General features: G+C 71.1%; 15 protein-coding genes. 8 read left to right on the forward strand and 7 right to left on the reverse strand.

The annotated features are described in order from the left end of the window. The first annotated feature begins 17 nt into the window (after positions 1 to 17). Both ACFQMF_RS12160 and ACFQMF_RS12165 read left to right on the forward strand, forming a co-directional pair. Complete coding sequence (locus ACFQMF_RS12160) at positions 18 to 233, forward strand: hypothetical protein (RefSeq protein WP_256408064.1); 216 nt, start codon at positions 18 to 20, stop codon at positions 231 to 233. Positions 234 to 279: 46 nt separating this feature from the next. Next, positions 280 to 1,584 carry a DUF6498-containing protein gene (locus tag ACFQMF_RS12165; protein ID WP_256408065.1) on the forward strand — a complete coding sequence of 435 codons (1,305 nt, stop codon included), beginning with the start codon at positions 280 to 282 and terminating at the stop codon, positions 1,582 to 1,584. On the opposite strand, the gene ACFQMF_RS12170 is transcribed toward ACFQMF_RS12165, so the two are convergent. Then, positions 1,581 to 2,102, reverse strand: a complete 522-nt coding sequence (locus ACFQMF_RS12170) for an HPP family protein (RefSeq protein WP_256408066.1) — start codon at positions 2,100 to 2,102, stop codon at positions 1,581 to 1,583. The genes ACFQMF_RS12165 and ACFQMF_RS12170 overlap by 4 nt on opposite strands. 178 nt (positions 2,103 to 2,280) lie before the next feature. On the opposite strand from ACFQMF_RS12170, the gene ACFQMF_RS12175 reads away from it, so the two are divergent. After that, entirely contained in the window at positions 2,281 to 3,276 is a 996-nt protein-coding gene (locus ACFQMF_RS12175; RefSeq protein WP_256408067.1) for a prepilin peptidase, read from the forward strand. 36 nt (positions 3,277 to 3,312) lie between these two features. Here ACFQMF_RS12175 and dnaG read toward each other — a convergent pair whose 3' ends face one another. Then, positions 3,313 to 4,920 (reverse strand): DNA primase DnaG, encoded by a 1,608-nt coding sequence (gene dnaG / locus ACFQMF_RS12180; RefSeq protein WP_256408068.1) that lies wholly within the window; start codon positions 4,918 to 4,920, stop codon positions 3,313 to 3,315. Positions 4,921 to 5,097: 177 nt separating this feature from the next. Here dnaG and ACFQMF_RS12185 point away from each other — a divergent pair, with 177 nt between their 5' ends. The 3 genes from ACFQMF_RS12185 (at position 5,098) to ACFQMF_RS12195 (ending at position 7,471) form a co-directional block, all read left to right on the forward strand. Beyond that, positions 5,098 to 5,382: a hypothetical protein gene (locus ACFQMF_RS12185; RefSeq protein WP_256408069.1), complete on the forward strand. Its 285-nt coding sequence runs from the start codon at positions 5,098 to 5,100 to the stop codon at positions 5,380 to 5,382. Beyond that, complete coding sequence (locus tag ACFQMF_RS12190; protein ID WP_256408070.1) at positions 5,379 to 6,863, forward strand: sodium:solute symporter family protein; 1,485 nt, start codon at positions 5,379 to 5,381, stop codon at positions 6,861 to 6,863. Before ACFQMF_RS12185 ends, ACFQMF_RS12190 begins: the two co-directional genes overlap by 4 nt. Positions 6,864 to 6,985: 122 nt before the next feature. Continuing rightward, on the forward strand, positions 6,986 to 7,471 hold the full coding sequence (locus ACFQMF_RS12195) for a hypothetical protein (RefSeq protein WP_256408071.1): 486 nt from the start codon (positions 6,986 to 6,988) through the stop codon (positions 7,469 to 7,471). Between the two features lie 45 nt (positions 7,472 to 7,516). On the opposite strand, the gene ACFQMF_RS12200 is transcribed toward ACFQMF_RS12195, so the two are convergent. After that, positions 7,517 to 8,974 (reverse strand): MATE family efflux transporter, encoded by a 1,458-nt coding sequence (locus ACFQMF_RS12200; protein WP_256408072.1) that lies wholly within the window; start codon positions 8,972 to 8,974, stop codon positions 7,517 to 7,519. Between the two features lie 132 nt (positions 8,975 to 9,106). On the opposite strand from ACFQMF_RS12200, the gene lipA reads away from it, so the two are divergent. Both lipA and ACFQMF_RS12210 read left to right on the forward strand, forming a co-directional pair. Next, positions 9,107 to 10,045 (forward strand): lipoyl synthase, encoded by a 939-nt coding sequence (lipA, locus tag ACFQMF_RS12205; RefSeq protein ID WP_256408073.1) that lies wholly within the window; start codon positions 9,107 to 9,109, stop codon positions 10,043 to 10,045. Positions 10,046 to 10,252: 207 nt separating this feature from the next. Continuing rightward, positions 10,253 to 11,644 carry an ABC transporter substrate-binding protein gene (locus tag ACFQMF_RS12210; protein ID WP_256408074.1) on the forward strand — a complete coding sequence of 464 codons (1,392 nt, stop codon included), beginning with the start codon at positions 10,253 to 10,255 and terminating at the stop codon, positions 11,642 to 11,644. Positions 11,645 to 11,846: 202 nt separating this feature from the next. Here ACFQMF_RS12210 and ACFQMF_RS12215 read toward each other — a convergent pair whose 3' ends face one another. The 4 genes from ACFQMF_RS12215 to ACFQMF_RS12230 are packed head-to-tail and all read right to left on the reverse strand — an operon-like array spanning position 11,847 to position 16,004. Continuing rightward, on the reverse strand, positions 11,847 to 12,551 hold the full coding sequence (locus tag ACFQMF_RS12215) for an ABC transporter ATP-binding protein (RefSeq protein ID WP_256408075.1): 705 nt from the start codon (positions 12,549 to 12,551) through the stop codon (positions 11,847 to 11,849). Next, entirely contained in the window at positions 12,548 to 13,525 is a 978-nt protein-coding gene (locus tag ACFQMF_RS12220; RefSeq protein WP_256408076.1) for an ABC transporter ATP-binding protein, read from the reverse strand. The genes ACFQMF_RS12215 and ACFQMF_RS12220 overlap by 4 nt, the downstream gene beginning before the upstream one ends. Beyond that, the gene (locus ACFQMF_RS12225; RefSeq protein ID WP_256408077.1) at positions 13,522 to 14,895 is read right to left on the reverse strand and encodes a branched-chain amino acid ABC transporter permease; all 1,374 of its coding nucleotides are present in this window, start codon (positions 14,893 to 14,895) and stop codon (positions 13,522 to 13,524) included. The genes ACFQMF_RS12220 and ACFQMF_RS12225 overlap by 4 nt, the downstream gene beginning before the upstream one ends. Next, positions 14,892 to 16,004, reverse strand: a complete 1,113-nt coding sequence (locus ACFQMF_RS12230) for a branched-chain amino acid ABC transporter permease (RefSeq protein WP_256408078.1) — start codon at positions 16,002 to 16,004, stop codon at positions 14,892 to 14,894. Before ACFQMF_RS12230 ends, ACFQMF_RS12225 begins: the two co-directional genes overlap by 4 nt. Positions 16,005 to 16,087 lie beyond the last annotated feature (83 nt).

A 16,087-nucleotide genomic window follows, 5' to 3' on the forward strand; every position in this document is an offset into this window, starting at 1 on the left:
CGGCCGAACGGGACACCATGACGCTCCTCTCCGGGGTCTCCCTGCCGTGGTCGCTCCCGCTCACGGTCGCGGTCTACGGGATCCTCGTCGCCGCTGCCGCGTGGATCTACCGCGATGCGAGGGCGCGCGGGAACCGATACGCGGTCGTCTGGGCGGTCGCGACCCTCGTGTTCGCCATCGTTCCCGTGCTCGCGTACCTGTACCTCCACCGCGACGCGGGACCGGCGCCGTGAGCGACGCCGGCAAGTTATAACCCCCGCGCTCGGATCCCTCGGGCGAATGCCCTCCGTCGTCCGCGACGGTTCCCTGCGAGCGGTCTCTCGGGGTCGTCGCCCTCGCGCGCTCGCGCTGCTCGTCTCGAACCTCCTCCCGCTCGTCGGCGTCGTCGCGCTCGGCTGGAACGCGGCCGCGCTGATGACGCTCTACTGGTTCGAGCTCGGGAGCGCCTCCCTCTACGCCGTCGTCCGCGCGCTGTTCGCCGGCCGCCCGTCCGAGATCGAACGCGACGCGCTGATCGCCGGCCCGCTCTCGGAGCGACGGGTCGCGCTGTCGGTCCCCCGAACCGACCTCCGGATCCGGCTCTCCTCGCTGCTCGTGCTCCCGGTCGCCGTGCCGGTCCTCGCCGTCGCCTGGCTGTTCGTCGGGGGGCTCACGGTCGGGATCGTCGCCGACGGCGGACTCGCGCCGGACGCCCTCGACACCGTGACGCTCGCGGTCGTCGCCGTCGTCGTCGGCGGGGCGGCGACGACGGCCGTCGAGTACTTCGGCCGCGGCGAGTACCGGAACCACAGCGCGCAGACGGCGCTTCGAGGCGTGTTCGCCCGCGCTGCGGCGGTCTTCCTCGGCGCGATACTCACGGTGACGCTCGTGGGCGCCGCGACGGTCGGCACCGAGGCCGAGATCGGCGCCGTCGACCCGGACGCCGTCGGGCTCCCGCTCCTGCTCGGGATCGTCGCGGCGAAGGCCGCCTTCGACCTCGCCGGGCTGTACGGCGACCGGCTGACGGCGTTCGACGAGTCGTCGGCGCTGGACCTGGGGCTCGCCTACGAGCCGCCCCCGCCCGAGCCTCCGGACGGATCGGTCGGCGAGCCGGTGCGGACGGTCCGGCAGCCGCTCCGCGCGCGGCTCGCCGGAGCGCTGGCGACGCCGATCGGTCATCCGGGGCTGTGGTACCTCGCCGCGATCCCGGCGCTCGGCGCCGCGCCGTTCGCGATCGGCGGCGACTGGGGGACCGTCGGCCTCCTCCTCGCGGTCGCCGTCGCGGTCCCGCTGGCGCTCGCCGCGCTCGACCACGAGCTCCGGTACGGGCTCGTGGCGTACCGCGCCGGCGACGACGCGCTCGTCGCCCGCGACCGCCTGTTCGGCACGCCCCTGTGGCGCGTCGAGCCGTGGGACGAGACCGGCCTGCGCGTGGAGCGGGGACGGCTCGACCGGCGGCTCGGCACCGAGACCGTCGTGATCGAGCTCCGCGACGGCGAGCGTCGGATCCCCGGGCTCGCCGACCCCGAGCCGGTCCTCGGCGCCTTCGAGAGGCGCGCGGCGCGGCCGGAGCGAGCGCGGTCGACGGTCGACCCCGAGGGTTAGCCTCCCTCGGTCCGGTAGAGCGGGTGCGCGTCGCCGACGATCCGCTTGAAAACGCGGATGACGCCGGCGTGTACCCCGACGAGCACGCTCACGCTCGCGACGATGACCGCCACCTCGACCGGGGTCGAGAGGAGGCCGAGCGAGACGATGAGCGTCGTCGCGCAGGCGGGCGCGTGGACCGCGTCGGTCGCGATCATCGCCCAGCTCGTCGCCACGAGCGAGGCGGTCGCGCTCGCCGCGAGCCGGAACCCCTCGGGGGAGAACGCGGGCGGCGTCGCGGTGAGGCTGGCGCCGGGCGCGATGAGCCACCACGCGGCGAGCCCGGCGACGCCGCCGATGAGGTGGCTGCCGACGATCCGGAGGGCGCGCCCGCGCTCGCTCCGGCGGTCGAACGCGAGCACGAACGCCGACGGCCCGAGGCTCGGGAAGACGAACGGCTGCCCGGTCCCCCACGCGATGGCGCCGAGGACGGTGAAGAGGAGCCCGGCGTACAGGCTGGTTCCGGCGCGGCGGCGCATTGCCGGGCGGTCGGAGAGGGACGCACAAGTCGCCGGCGGTTCGGCCCGCGGACCGCCGCCGGCGCCCGCGTCTCCCGGCCGGCACCCCCCGGCCGACATTTCCCGGCCGGCGGCTCGCGCTATCGGTCGCGATAGCCGAACCCGAACGCCTAATTACGCCCGCGGCGGCCGTGGGGACATGTTCGCGACGCTCCCGGACCTCCTGCGGCTGCTCGCCGTCCCCGTCTTCGCGTGGGCGGCGCTGCGGGACGTCCGGACCCGACGCCTCCCGAACCGGATCTGGCCGCCGCTGTACGCGCTCGGCGCGCTGCTGCTGGTCTGGGAGACGGCGGCGATGTGGCCGCTCGCGGGGGTCGAGGGCCGGCTGTTCCTCGTGCAGGCCGCAATCAGCGTCCTGTTCGTCGCGCCGCTCGGCTACGCGTTCTGGTACCTCGGCGCCTTCGGTGGGGCGGACGCGAAGGCCCTGATCGCGCTCGCGCTCCTCTTCCCCACTTTTCCGGAGTACGCCGTCGCCGGCGCGGAGCTCCCGCTCGTCGAGACGCGGATCGGCGTCTTCTCGCTCACGGTCCTCACGAACACGGTGCTGCTTGGGCTCGCGTACCCGCTGGGGCTCGCCGGGCTCAACCTCCTCCGCGGCGAGGTCTCGGCGAACATGTTCCTCGCCCGGCCGGTGGCGACCGAGTCCCTGTCGGACCGCCACGGCCGGCTGTACGAGGACGACGCGGGCGAGACCCGGAGCGGGCTGGACCTAGACGCGCTCCGGATGTACCTGCGGTGGCGCGGGCTGACGCTCGCCGACCTGCGCGCCGACCCGGACCGGCTCCGCGACCCGGAGAGCGTCGGCGAGACGTTCGATCCGACCGACGGCGGGACCCACGTCGGCCCGCGGACCGACGGCGGGACCGCGACCGGCGCCGGCGAGGGCGCCGCCCGCTCCGTGGACCGCCCCGACGACCCGTGGGCCGCGGAGCGCTTCCTGGCGGCGATCGACCACGGCGCGTACGGCACCGACGCCGAGACGCTCCGCGGCGGTCTGGCGGTCGTCGCCCGCGAGGACCGGGTGTTGGTGTCGCCGGGGATGCCCTTCGTCGTCCCGATGGCGGTCGGGCTGGTCGTCTCGCTGACGTACGGCGACGCGCTGTTCGCGCTGCTGGGCGCGGTCGGGCTCGTCTGAGCCGAGGGCCTCGCAGTCCGGCGGTACCGCCCGCCCTCAGCTCCCCGTACGGAGGTCGCCGACCGTGAGCACGCGGGTCCCGACGGGCCGTTTCACGAACTCCCCGAGCTCGCGGCCGAGCAGTTCGCTGACCCCGCGCTGGGCCGCCACGTCGAGCAGCCGCTGGTCGATCCGACCGTCGACGACGACCGTGTGAGGGGCCGTCTCGGCCCCCTCGATCGCGTCGAAGGCGTCGCTCGCGTCGACCTCCGCGAGGACGCCGCGGTCGTCCCCGAGCAGGCGGGCGCGGTCGCTCCCGGCGTCGACGACCTCCTGCACGTGCTCCTCAACGGACCGCGGCTCGTCGTCGACGGGGGCGTCGGCGTCGGTCGCTCCGGCGTCACCGTCGCCGGTCGAAGTCGCCTCCGAATCCGATTCCGGCTCCGAATCCGTCTGCAGTTCCGAATCCGTTTCCGAGTTCCCCGTTGCGTCCCCCTCCGATCCGGTCTCGTCGGTCGCCGACCCGTCGCGCTCCCGACCGCCGTCCGCGTCGTCCGGCTCGGTCGCCGCCGGATCGGCGACGTCGACCGCGACCGACCCGTCGGCGGCCGCGTCGGTCGCCGCGGCCGGCGGGGTCTCCTCGACGGCCTCGACGAGCCCGCCGTCACCCGCGCCCCGGGCCGCCTCCGCGACGACGCCGTCGGGCTCCCGCTCGCCGGAGGTCGGCGGATCGGGGCCGGACGCGGTCGATCCGGCCCCGCCGGAGTCGGGCTCGGCTCCCGGTCCGTCCCCCTCGTCGCTCTCGTCCGTCTCGCCGGGGTCGTCCCCGTCGTCCGCGGCCGCCTCGCGGAGGTTGGGCTCGTCGGCGAGGGTGCCGTACGGGACCTTCCCGCGGAGCGCCTCGAAGACGGCGTTGCGGTCGAGGTCCTCGACCGATTCGCCGGGGGGCGCGAAGGCGACGTAGTCGACGTCGCCCACCTGCGCGAGCTCGCGGAGGATGAGCTCGCCGCCGCGGTCGCCGTCGAGGAAGGCGGTGACGGTCCGGTCGGCGGTGAGGTCGGCGACCGCGTCGGGGACGTTCGTCCCCTCGACGGCCACCGCGTTCTTGATCCCGCAGTCGAGCAGCGTGAGCACATCCGCGCGCCCCTCGACGACGATGACGGCGTCGGAGTCGCCGACGCGGGGGCCCGCGGGGAGCCCCTCGTAGTCGACGATCCCCTCGACGCGGGCGGCCTCGCGGACCTCTTCGAGGACGTCGTCGCTCGCGAGGCTCGTCTCCTCGAAGCCGTCGGCGATGAGCTCCTTCGCGCGCTCGACGACCTCGCGGCGCTTCGCCGCCCGCACGTCCTCGATGCTCGTCACCTCCACGGAGGCCTGGCAGGGGCCGATGCGGTCGATCGTCTCCAGCGCGGCCGCGAGGATCGCGGTCTCGACCTTGTCGAGGCTCGACGCGACGGTGACCTCGCCGAACGACTGCCCGTTCTCCGACTGGACGGAGACGTCGATCCGGCCGACCCGCGACGACTCCTGGAGGTCGCGGAGGTCCAACTCGTCGCCGAGGAGCCCCTCCGTCTGGCCGAACACCGCGCCGACGACGTCGCTCCGCTCCACGACGCCGTCCGCCGCGATGGTGGCGTGAATCAGGTATTTCTCTGTGTCTTTCATGGGAAGGTGAATGGTGATGATCGGACGGCGTCCGCCGCCCGTGCGTCGTTGTGCGCGTCGCCGAAAATAGTTATCGCACCCGCCACCGTCGACGCTCTTTGAAGAAATTTATTCTACAATCTACCGTATCGAACCCGTTCAATAAGATTTAAGCGTTCAAAGAAGTGATCTTTCGATATGAGACGACCTCGGAGAGATATCGTGTGGATTCCGACGTTCGCCGTGCTCGTCGCGTTCGCCGTGCCGTGGCCGCTGTGGGGCGTCGACCGCGTCGCCGCCGGGCTCCCGGTGTGGATCTGGTGGCACGTCGCGTGGCTCGGGCTCTGTGCGGTCCTGTTCTCGCGCTTCGCCCGGAGCGGCGCGTGGGAGCGCGGGATGGGGCTCCGGCCCGGGGCGGACGGGGACGACCGCGGCGCGGGCGGCGACGCGAGGGCTCCCCCCGCCGGGGGTGATCGGCCGTGACCCTCGGGCTCTCGCTCGGGATCGTCGTCGGCTACCTCGTCTTGGCGCTCGCGGTCGGCCTCGTCGCCTACCGCGTCTCGGAGACGACGGCGGAGGACTACTACCTCGCGAGCCGGTCGATCGGCACGGTGGTCCTGCTGTTCACGACCTTCGCCACGCTGCTGTCCGCGTTCACCTTCTTCGGCGGGCCGAACCTCGCGTACCTCGCGGGCCCCGAGTGGCTGATCGTGATGGGGACGCTCGACGGGGTGCTGTTCGCGGTGCTGTGGTACGCGATCGGCTACAAGCAGTGGCTGATCGGGAACCGCAACGGCTACGTGACGCTCGGGGAGATGCTGGGCGACCGGTTCGGCTCGACCGGGCTCCGGGCGCTCGTCGCCGGCGTGAGCCTCCTCTGGCTGTTCCCGTACGTCATGCTCCAGCAGATGGGCGCCGGCGAGGCCCTGGTGGGACTCACCGACGGCGTCGTCCCCTACTGGGGCGGCGCGGCGCTCATCACGGCCTTCATGATCCTCTACGTCGCCCTCGCGGGGATGCGCGGGGTCGCGTGGACGGACACGATCCAGGGGCTGTTCATGCTCTCCGTCGTCTGGATCGCCGCCGTCTGGGTGGTGTCGGCCGTCGGCGGCGTCGGCGCGGCCACCGGCGCGATGCTCGACGCCCGGCCCGACTTCGGGAGCTTCGGCGGCGGCACCTACTCGGTCGGGTTCATCGTCTCCACGGCGATCACCATCGCGTTCGGCGTGACGATGTTCCCGCAGATCAACCAGCGGTTCTTCGTCGCGAAGTCGGGCGAGACGCTGAAGCGGTCGTTCGCGCTGTGGCCGGTGCTCGTCCTCCTGCTGTTCGTCCCCGCGTTCATGCTCGGCGCGTGGGCGGCCGGGATGCCGGTCGACGTGCCTGAGAACGCCAACGTGCTCCCGATCGTGTTGAACGAGTACGCGCCGGCGTGGTTCGCGGCGCTCGTGATCGCCGGGGCGATGGCCGCGATGATGTCCTCGTCGGACTCGATGCTGCTGTCGGGGTCGTCGTACTTCACCCGCGACCTCTACCGGCCCGTGATCAACGCCGACGCCTCGGCGGAGCGCGAGGCGTGGGTCGCCCGGATCGGCGTCGCCGCCTTCGCGCTGCTGGCGTTCGTCGCGAGCCTGTTCCGGCCCGGGACGCTGATCGAGGTGGGCGACACCGCCTTCTCCGGGTTCGCGCTGCTCGCGCTCCCGGTCATCTGCGCGCTCTACTGGGAGCGGACCACCCGCACCGGGATGATCGCTGGCATCCTCGTCCCGCAGGTCGCCTACCTCGCGGTGGTGCTGTCGGCGGTCGTCGGGGTCGTCCCGACGCTCCCGCGGACCGTCCTCGGCGGCTGGGACGTCGCGCTCGGGCTGATGGCGCTCTCGGCGGTCCTCACCGTCGGCGTCTCGCTCCTCACCGCGCCGACCGCCGAGGGCGACGCGTCGCGGTTCGCGGTCGCGGGCGACTGAGGCCAGTCGGCCGAGTGTCGGCTCCCGATCGGTCGGGATCGACATCCGGGAGCGGACCCCGGACCGCGGCTCGGGCACCGATAGCTTATGTGCTCGCGTGACCATTCGAACGTAGAACCACCATGAGACGTATCCCCTTGATCCTCGCCGTCGCGGTCCTGCTCGCGGGCGCGCTGGCCGGCGTCGCGGTCGCGCAGTCCGACGGCGGCGCCGCGCAGACGGGCGACGGCGACGACCTGTACGAGTCGCTGGAGGAGATGGTCCCCGCGTACAACGAGAACGCGGACTCGGTCGACCTCGGTCCGGTCAACCTCGCCGGGACGAGCAACATCTACATTCAGGACGGCTCGTCCGAGGTCACGTACTCGATCACCATGGACCGACAGAACCGGATCACCGACCTCGACGACAGCCGCAGCGAGGACGCGGTGCGGAGGATCACGACCGACCGAGAGACGGTCGAGGAGCTCGTCGCGGCCGACAACCCCGCCGCGGCCTTCCGGAACGCCGTCGCCGACGACGAGATCGTGATCAGCGGAGAGACGGGCAACCCCGTCGAGCGGGTCAAGTGGACCGTGATCAACGCGGTCAAGGGATTCTTCATCTGAGCGCGTCGGTCCCGATCGGGATCGCCTCCCCGAGGGGCGGTCCCGCTAATCGTCGTCCTCAGCGGTGCCGCCGCCCCCCGCGCGCTCGGCGGCGGTCGGGAACATCCCCCGCCGCGTCGCGAACGCGAAGTACGCGCCCAGCCCGAGGAAGCCGGCGACGTTCGAGACGGTGACGGCCCAGAACACCGCCTCCACCCCCCATCCGAGCCCGGGGGCGACCGCGAGGCCGAAGGCGCCGAACGTCGCCGTGGCGGGGACCGCGGCGACCGCGATCGGGAACCGAATCGCCCAGTACTTGATCAGGTCGGCGACGAGGGAGGTCCGGGTGCGCGAGGCGCCGTTGAACCCGGCGAGCAGGGTGTACGTGCCGCCGAGCGCCGGGTACGAGACGGCGAGGACGCGCAGGTACAGGACGGAGAGCGACCGCCCCGTCGGGGTGAGGTCGGGGGCGAGCAGGTCGGCGATCGCGCCGGCGAACAGGAACTGAACGGCGCCGAGCGCGAGGAACCCGACGACGACCGTCCCGGTCCCGACGAGGGTCGTTCGCCGGGCCCGTCGGGGGGCGCCGGCGCCGAGGTTCTGCCCGATCATCGACTGGGCCGCCTGCTGGACGCCGAGCGCGGGGACGATCGCGAGCGTCGCGACCCGCGCGCCGACCGTGTACGCCGCCACCCCGGCCGCGCCGCCCGCGACCGCGACGAGGCCGACGACCAGCACGCGCACCAGTTCGCTGACGCCGCGCTGGCCGCCGAGCGGGAGCCCGACGGCGACGACCTCCCGGAGGTCGCCGGCGTCGACGACGAGCGCGTCGCGGGTGAGCCGGAACGTGTCGCGGCCGATCCCGGCCGCGTACGCGAGGACGTGGAGCAGCCCGGCGACGCCCGAGAGCGCGGTGGCGAGGGCCGCCCCGGCGACGCCGAACGCGGGGACCGGCCCGACCCCGAAGATCAGCGTCGGCGCCGCGACGAGGTTGACGAGGACGCTCGCGACGCTCACGTGGAGGACGGCCCTCGTGTCGCCGCGGGCGGTGAAGCAGTTCTCGACCGTCTCGCCGACCGCGCCGACCGGGAGGACGGCGGCGACGATCGCGAGGTAGGCGGCCGTGGTCCCGGCGAGCGCCGGGTCCGCGCCGAGGAACCGCACCAGCTCCTCTGCGAAGGCGGCGACGGGGACCGCGACGGCGGCCGTGACCGCGAGGGCGACGAGGGCGCCGTTGAACGCGACGCGGCGCGCGCCCGCCTCGTCGTCGCCGCCCGCCCGCTGGGCGACGAGGATCTGCGTCCCGACCGCGGCGACGACGACGACCGCGCCGAGGAGCGACTGGACGGGGAGGCTGAGCCCGACCGCCGCGACCGCGTCCTCGCTCACGCGGCCGAGCCAGAACGTGTCGACGAGGGCGTTCGCGACGTAGACGAGGTTCTGCGCGACGAGCGGGGCCGCGAGCAGCAGGAGCACGCGCCCCACCGGCCCGTCGGTGATCGCGTCGCCGTCGACGTCGAACATCGGATAGTTTCGTATCGGTTCACGATAACAAAATATTGTTGCTGTCGGACGTCCTACCGGTTCGTCGCCGTCGACGGACGTCGGTTCCGCGGCGACCCGCACGTTTTTGCACGCGGCCGCCGTGGTGAGGGTATGCAACGCGGCCGTCGGAAGCCGGACTGGCTGAAGTCGCGGCCACCCTCCGGCTCCCGGTTCACGGAGATCAAAGAGCGCCTCCGCGAGCGCGACCTCCACACCGTCTGCGAGGAGGCCAACTGCCCGAACATGGGCGAGTGTTGGTCGGGGCGGGACGGCCCCGGCACAGCGACGTTCATGCTCATGGGCGACCGCTGCTCGCGCGGCTGTAACTTCTGTGACGTGGAGACGGGCGGGATGGAGCCGCTCGATCCAGACGAGCCCGCGAACGTCGCCGAGGCGGTGACCGAGATCGGGCTCGACTACGTCGTCCTCACCTCCGTCGACCGCGACGACCTCGCGGACGGGGGCTCCGCCCACTTCGCCGAGACGATCCGCGAGATCAAGCGGCGGGACCCGGGGATCCTCGTCGAGACGCTGATCCCCGACTTCCAGGGGGACCCCGACGCGATCGACCGGATCGTCGAGGCGGGACCGGACGTGATCGCCCACAACGTCGAGACGGTCGAGCGCCTCCAGTGGCCCGTGCGGGACCGGCGGGCCGACTACGAGCAGTCGCTCTCCGTGCTTGACCGGGTGAACCGGGAGTCGGACGTCCACACCAAGACGAGCCTCATGCTCGGGGTCGGCGAGTACGCCCACGAGGTGTACCGGACGCTCGGAGACCTCAGCGAGGTCGGCGTCGACGTCGTCACCTTCGGACAGTACCTCCGGCCGTCGCGCTCGCACCTCGACGTGTTCGACTACGTCCACCCCGACGCCTTCGAGACGTGGCGCGCGGTCGCCGAGGAGGAGTTCGACTTCCTCTACTGCGCCTCGGGGCCGATGGTCCGCTCGTCGTACAAGGCCGGCGAGCTGTTCGTCGAGGCGCTGCTCCGCGAGGGCCGTTCGCCGGAAGACGCCCGGCAGCACGCACGCGCGGCCGGCGGGGACTGACGACCGCTACGGCCGCGGCCCGGTGACCGCCACGGTCGCGGCGGCCGGCGCCCCGCGCCGGGAAACGTGTACGGGTTCTGTTACGACCGTCCGGAAAACGACTCCGGGCCCTGCGGCCGTAAAACACCTAATATGTGTGCAAATGCCAGTAGCTGTGGGGAAGTTGACAGGGATATACTTATCAGAGAGGCCTCTATATGAATGGGTATGTCATACCACAAACGACGGCGTGACGTGCTGAAAACTGTCGGTGTCGCTGGCGCGGTCGGCCTCGCCGGCTGTGCCGGCGGCGACGGCGGTGACGGCGGAGACGGTGGCAACGGCGGTGACGGCGGCGACGGCGGCGACGGAATGGACGGCGAGGACGGCGGCTCCACCGACGGCGGGTCCGGCGGCGGTCCGGACCTACTCGTCGTCATCGGCTACCCCGAGAGCGGGATCCAGCTGTTCCGCGACTACTACTCCGCGTCGGACGGCGCCGAGGACATCCTCATCCCCGACGGGCTTCAGGACCCCTCGCTGCCCGGGCAGGTCGGGAACGCGATGGACAACGTCACCGGGACCGCGCCGGCGGCGGGCGGCCCGAACCAGGAGGCGTTCTCGACCCTGTACCAGGACACGTACGACGCGACGCCGGGCGTGTTCACCTCGCAGTCGTACGACTCCGCGGCGGCGCTCATCCTCGCGAACGTCGCGGCGGGCGAGAACGACGGGACCGCGGTCCGCGACCAGCTCCGGCGGATCGCGAACCCCGGCGGCACCGAGTACGGTCCGGGCGAGTTCCTCGACGCCGTCGAGGCGGCCGCGAACGGCGAGAACATCAACTACCAGGGGGCGTCGAGCGCGGTCAACTTCGACCAGAACGGCGACCCGGCGTCGGCGGCCTACCAGATCTGGGAGTTCGCCGGTCAGGGCGCCGACTCCGTCGACGTCCAGGAGACGCAGAACTTCTCCGGCGAGAATCCCGAGGGGGCCGGTCCCTCTGCCGACTCGTCGCCCGGCGGTCTCGGTCGCGAAGTGAGCCTCGGCATCCTGCTCCCCGAGACCGGCGACCTGGCGTCAACGGGGCGGCCGATGATCCGCGCGGCGGAGATCCCGGTCCAGCAGGTCAACGAGTCCGACCTCGACCTGACGGTGAACGCCCAGTTCGAGGACACGAACACCTCGCCCAACCAGGGGGTCAGCGGGGCCGAGTCGCTGATCAACTCTGGCGTCCCCGCCGTCTGCGGGACCGCCTCCTCCGGCGTGAACGTCCCGGTCTGTACGGAGGCGCTCATCCCGAACGAGGTCGTCGGCTGCTCGCCGTCCAGCACCGCGCTGTCGGTGACGAACCTCGAGGACGACGACTACATCTTCCGGACCGCCCCGAGCGACCAGCTCCAGGGCCGGGTCATGGCGCAGGTCGCCTCCGAGCGGCTCGGCGCCTCGACCGCCGCGACGCTGTACGTGAACAACGACTACGGTCAGCAGCTCTCGAACCGCTTCAGTAACGTGTTCGAGGAGTCGTTCGACGGCACGGTGTACGACCAGATCAGCTTCAACATCGGTTCGTCGTCGTACTCCAACGTCGTCGATCAGGCGCTTTCGAGCGGGAACTGAGCGCGCTCGGACGCCGACGCGTCGACCGGCGGCCTCCCGAACGCTCCCGTTTTTTCGCGCGCCCCGACCGACGAGCGGCGCGGCTCGCGCCCAATCCTCGCGAGCGACGCGTCGCTACAGGCGCGCCTTCGCTCTCTCGCAAACGATCCGACCGAGAACGGGTCGCGTCGCGGACCGATCGCCGACGCCCGCCGGCGACCGACTACCCGCCGAGGAACTCCCGGCGGACCTCCTCGTCGTTCAGCAGCGCGGTCCCCTCGTCCTCGAACCGGTTCTGCCCGTTCGCGAGCACGTACCCGCGGTCGCAGCGCCTGAGCGCCTCCTTGGCGTTCTGTTCGACCATCAGCACCGCGGTCCCCGTCTCGTTGATCTCGTCGATCTTGTCGAACATCTCGTCGACGAGGTCGGGCGCGAGCCCGGCGCTGGGCTCGTCGAGCAGCAGCAGCTCGGGGTCGAGCATCAGCGCCCGGCCCATCGCGAGCATCTGTCGCTGACCGCCGCTCAGCGTCCCCGCCTGCTGGTGTTTCCGCTCTTCGAGGATCGGGAACCGGTCGTACACCATCCGGAGCGCGTCCTGCGGGACCTCGTCGAGGATGTACGCGCCCATCTCGAGGTTCTCCTCGACGTCGAGCTCGGCGAAGACGTTCTCGCTCTGCGGGACGTACCCCAGCCCCTTGTGGATCACGTCCTCGGGCTTCGTGCCGCTGATGTCCTCGTTGTCGAACGTCACCGTCCCGCCCATGTGCGTCGTCAGGCCGAACACCGACTTCATGACGGTGGACTTGCCGGCCCCGTTCGGGCCGACGATGGTGACGTACTCCTCGCCGTCGACGTCGAGGTCGACGTCGGTGAGGATCTGCAGGTCGCCGTAGCCGGCGTCGAGGTCACGGACCTCCAGGAGGCTCATACCTCACCCCCGAGGTACGCCTCGATGACCTCCTCGCTCTCCTTGATCTCCGCGGGCGTCCCGTCCTTCAGGATCCGGCCCTGGTGCATGACGATGACCCGCTCGCAGTTGTTCATGATGAGGTCCATGTCGTGTTCCACGATGAGGAAGGTGTACCCCCGCTCGCGCAGCTCGTGGATGTGTTCGAGCAGCCGCTTTTCGAGCGTCGGGTTGACGCCCGCGAACGGCTCGTCGAGCAGCAGCACGTCGGGGTCGGTCAGCAGCGCCCGGGCCATCTCCAGCAGCTTCCGCTGGCCGCCGGAGAGGTTCCCGGCGTACTCGTCGGCGAGGTGGTCGATCTCGAAGAAGTCGAGCACCTCCCAGACGCGTTCGAGCTGCTCGGTCTCCTGCTCGCGGACCGAGCCGCGGGTGACCGGCATAATGGACCGCCACAGCGACTCGCCGATCTGGCCCTTCGGCGCGAGCATCATGTTCTCGAGGACCGTCATCTCCTCCAGCTCGCGGGCGATCTGGAACGTCCGCGCGAGCCCGCGGTTCGCGATCTCGTGCGGCTGGAGCCCGGTGATGTCCTCGCCGTTGAACCGGACCGTCCCCTCGGTGGGATCGAGCATCCCGGTGATGAGGTTGAACGTCGTCGACTTGCCGGCCCCGTTCGGGCCGATGAGCCCCGTGAGCGTTCCCTCCTCGACGTCGAAGCTGACGTCGTCGACGGCGGTGATCCCGCCGAACTCCTTCCGGAGCCCCTCGACTTCGAGGGGAGCGTACCGCCCGTCGTCGTCCCCGGCGTGCGTGTCGGGGTCGTCCTCGACGAGCGCCGTCAGATCGGCGTCGGGCGACGACCCGTCGACCGACCGGTCGCCGGCGGTCGGGGACGCCCCCTCGTCGACGTCGGCCGCCGTCTCACCGTCGGCGTCGGCCGCCGTCTCCTCGACCGGCGGGGACTCGCCCGCGGCGGATTCGTCGGTCTCGCTCACCGTTCTTCACCCCCGTCGGCGGCGGCCGGTTTCCCGGTCGACCCGCCGCTTCCCGGCCGCGCGAGGTCGACGCTCGACGCGGTCTCCTTGCGGTGGCCGAGCAGCCCCTCCGGCCGGTTGTGCATCAGCCAGATCAGCACCACGCCCATGATCACCAGCCGCAGTTGGCTGACATTGTCGAGCGTGTACACGATAAGGGGCACCGGGTCGAGCGAGGCGAACCCGGCCATCGCCTCGCCGAAGTTCCGCGGCGCGCTGCCCAGATCGAAGGCGGCCTGGACGAGGTTCTTGAAGTACCGCGGCCCCTCGTACAACAGCCCGGCGAAGATCGCGCCGCCGAGGAAGCTCCCGGTGTTCGAGCCGGCGCCGCCGATGATCAGCGCGATCCAGACGAAGAAGGTGATGTTCGGCCGGAACGACGGCGGCGTGATGCTCCCTTGGCCGGAGTACCAGAGGATACCGCCGAGCCCCATCAGCCCGGCGCCGAGCACGAACGCCGTGAGCTTGAACCGGTCGGTGTCCTTCCCCAAGGCGTTCGCGACGTCCTCGTCCTCGCGGATCGCTTTCAGCACCCGTCCGAACGGGGACTTCCCGGTCCGGGAGAGCAGCAGGTAGAACAGCCCGACGCCGACGAGGAGAACGATCCCGTAGAAGAGCCCGTCGAGCACCGGCTTGGGATTGTTCGAGATGACGTTCGCCTCGACGAACCCGACGAAGCCGAGGTACGGCTCCCAGAGGAAGAGGGTCCGAAGCAGCGCTTCGAGCGGGTCCGTGTAGTTCAGGATGAGCCCGCCGCCGCCGCCGAGTCCGACCGTGTCGGCCGCCGGGTTGACGGCGATCGGTCCGAGGCTGATGGTGTCCGGCACCGTGAACGTCTGGAACGTCCGGGACATCATCGTGAACCGGATGATCTCGGAGAACGCCACCGTGACGATGGCGAGGTAGTCGGCCCGGAGCCGGAGCGCGGGGAGCCCGACGAGGAGCCCGAACAGCGCCGCCATCGCCACGCCGGCGACGACGCCGACGACGAGCGGGAGCCCGAATCCGCCGACCTGCGCGGCGCCGTCCCCGACCGGCGGCTTCGAGACCACCGCGGTGGTGTAGATGCCGATGCCCATGAAGCCGACGATGCCGATGTTGAACAGCCCGGTGTATCCCCAGTGGAGGTTCAGCGCCAGCGCCATCATCCCGAACACGCCGATGAAGAACGTGAGGTTCGCGATCGAGTTCAGCTGCCCGCGGAGCTCGTAGCCGAAGGCGACGCCGGCGAGGATGTACACCAGGTAGAGGGCACCGAGGACGGCGAGCACGAGCGTTATGTCATGCTCGAAGAGGTCCTCGAACCGCCCGCGAATACCTTCGGCGCTCATGCTGTGGTCCTCCCGCTGAAGATGCCTTCAGGCTTGAACAGTAGGATCACGATCATGACCAGGAACGCGGCTGCGCGGCCGAACGCCGAGGGGATCCAGATCACGGAGACGGAGGCGGTGAGACCGATGATGATTCCGCCGCCGATCGCGCCGTAGATCGACCCGATCCCGCCGAGGATGACCGCGGCGAACACCAACAGCAGCAGCAGCCAGCCGTCGTTGAATCCGAGCGTCCCCTTCCAGAGGACGAACATGTACCCGGCGACGCCCGTGAGCCCGGCGCCGACGATCCACGTCGTCCGGATGACCTGTTCCGTCGGGATCCCGGTGATCCGCGCGAGGTCCTCGTTGTCGGACATCGCGCGCATCGCCTTCCCGAGCTTCGTCCGCTGGAGCAGCACGTGGACGCCGAGCATGAGCCCGGCCGCGACGGCCATGAGGCTGATGTCGTGCGCCGTCACGCGGAACGTCCCGTCGATCGCGGGCACGTTCACGCTCGGGACCGACCCCGCCGCGGTCGTCCCCCGCACGCCGGCCCCGTAGACGAACTGGAGCAGGTACCGGAGCGCGAACGCGACCCCGATACTGGTGATCAGCAGCGCGATGCCGCTCTCGTCGCGGATCGGCCGGTAGACGAACCGGTCGATCGCGAGCGCCAGTGCGATCGTCGCGAGCCCCGCCACGATGGCCCCGACGAGGACCGCGATCGGGGCGGTCGTGACGCCGATGCCGAGCGCGCCGCCGAACACCGACCCGCCCACGCCCACGAGCAGGAGCGCGCCGACGCTGTTCTCGCCGATCCCGGCGATGAGGTAGCTCGTCCCCATCCCGACGAACGCTCCGGTGGTGAGGTAGTCGCCGTGCGCGAAGTTCGCGAAGTTGAGAATACTGTACGTCATCGAGAGTCCAATGCCGGCCAGGCCAATAACCAGGCCCCTGAGCAGGCCGTCCCATACCAGGGACGCCAGACCGCTGATCTGGATCCCTCCGGTCAGGAGCCCGGAGACGAGTGACCACACCATCCACAGGACCACGAGTATGACCCCGATGGCGAGCGGTTCCTCGCTGAGGGTTTGGCGGTACCGGACGTACGTTTCAGAGACACTCACGTGATAACACTCCTCATCAAAGCCTATGAATCAACCTATAAGACGTTTTCTACCCAGAATCGCCCGACGTATATCACGTTTAG

It is taken from the genome of Halorubrum rutilum, assembly GCF_042665015.1.
In the GTDB taxonomy this organism is placed as follows: domain Archaea; phylum Halobacteriota; class Halobacteria; order Halobacteriales; family Haloferacaceae; genus Halorubrum; species Halorubrum rutilum.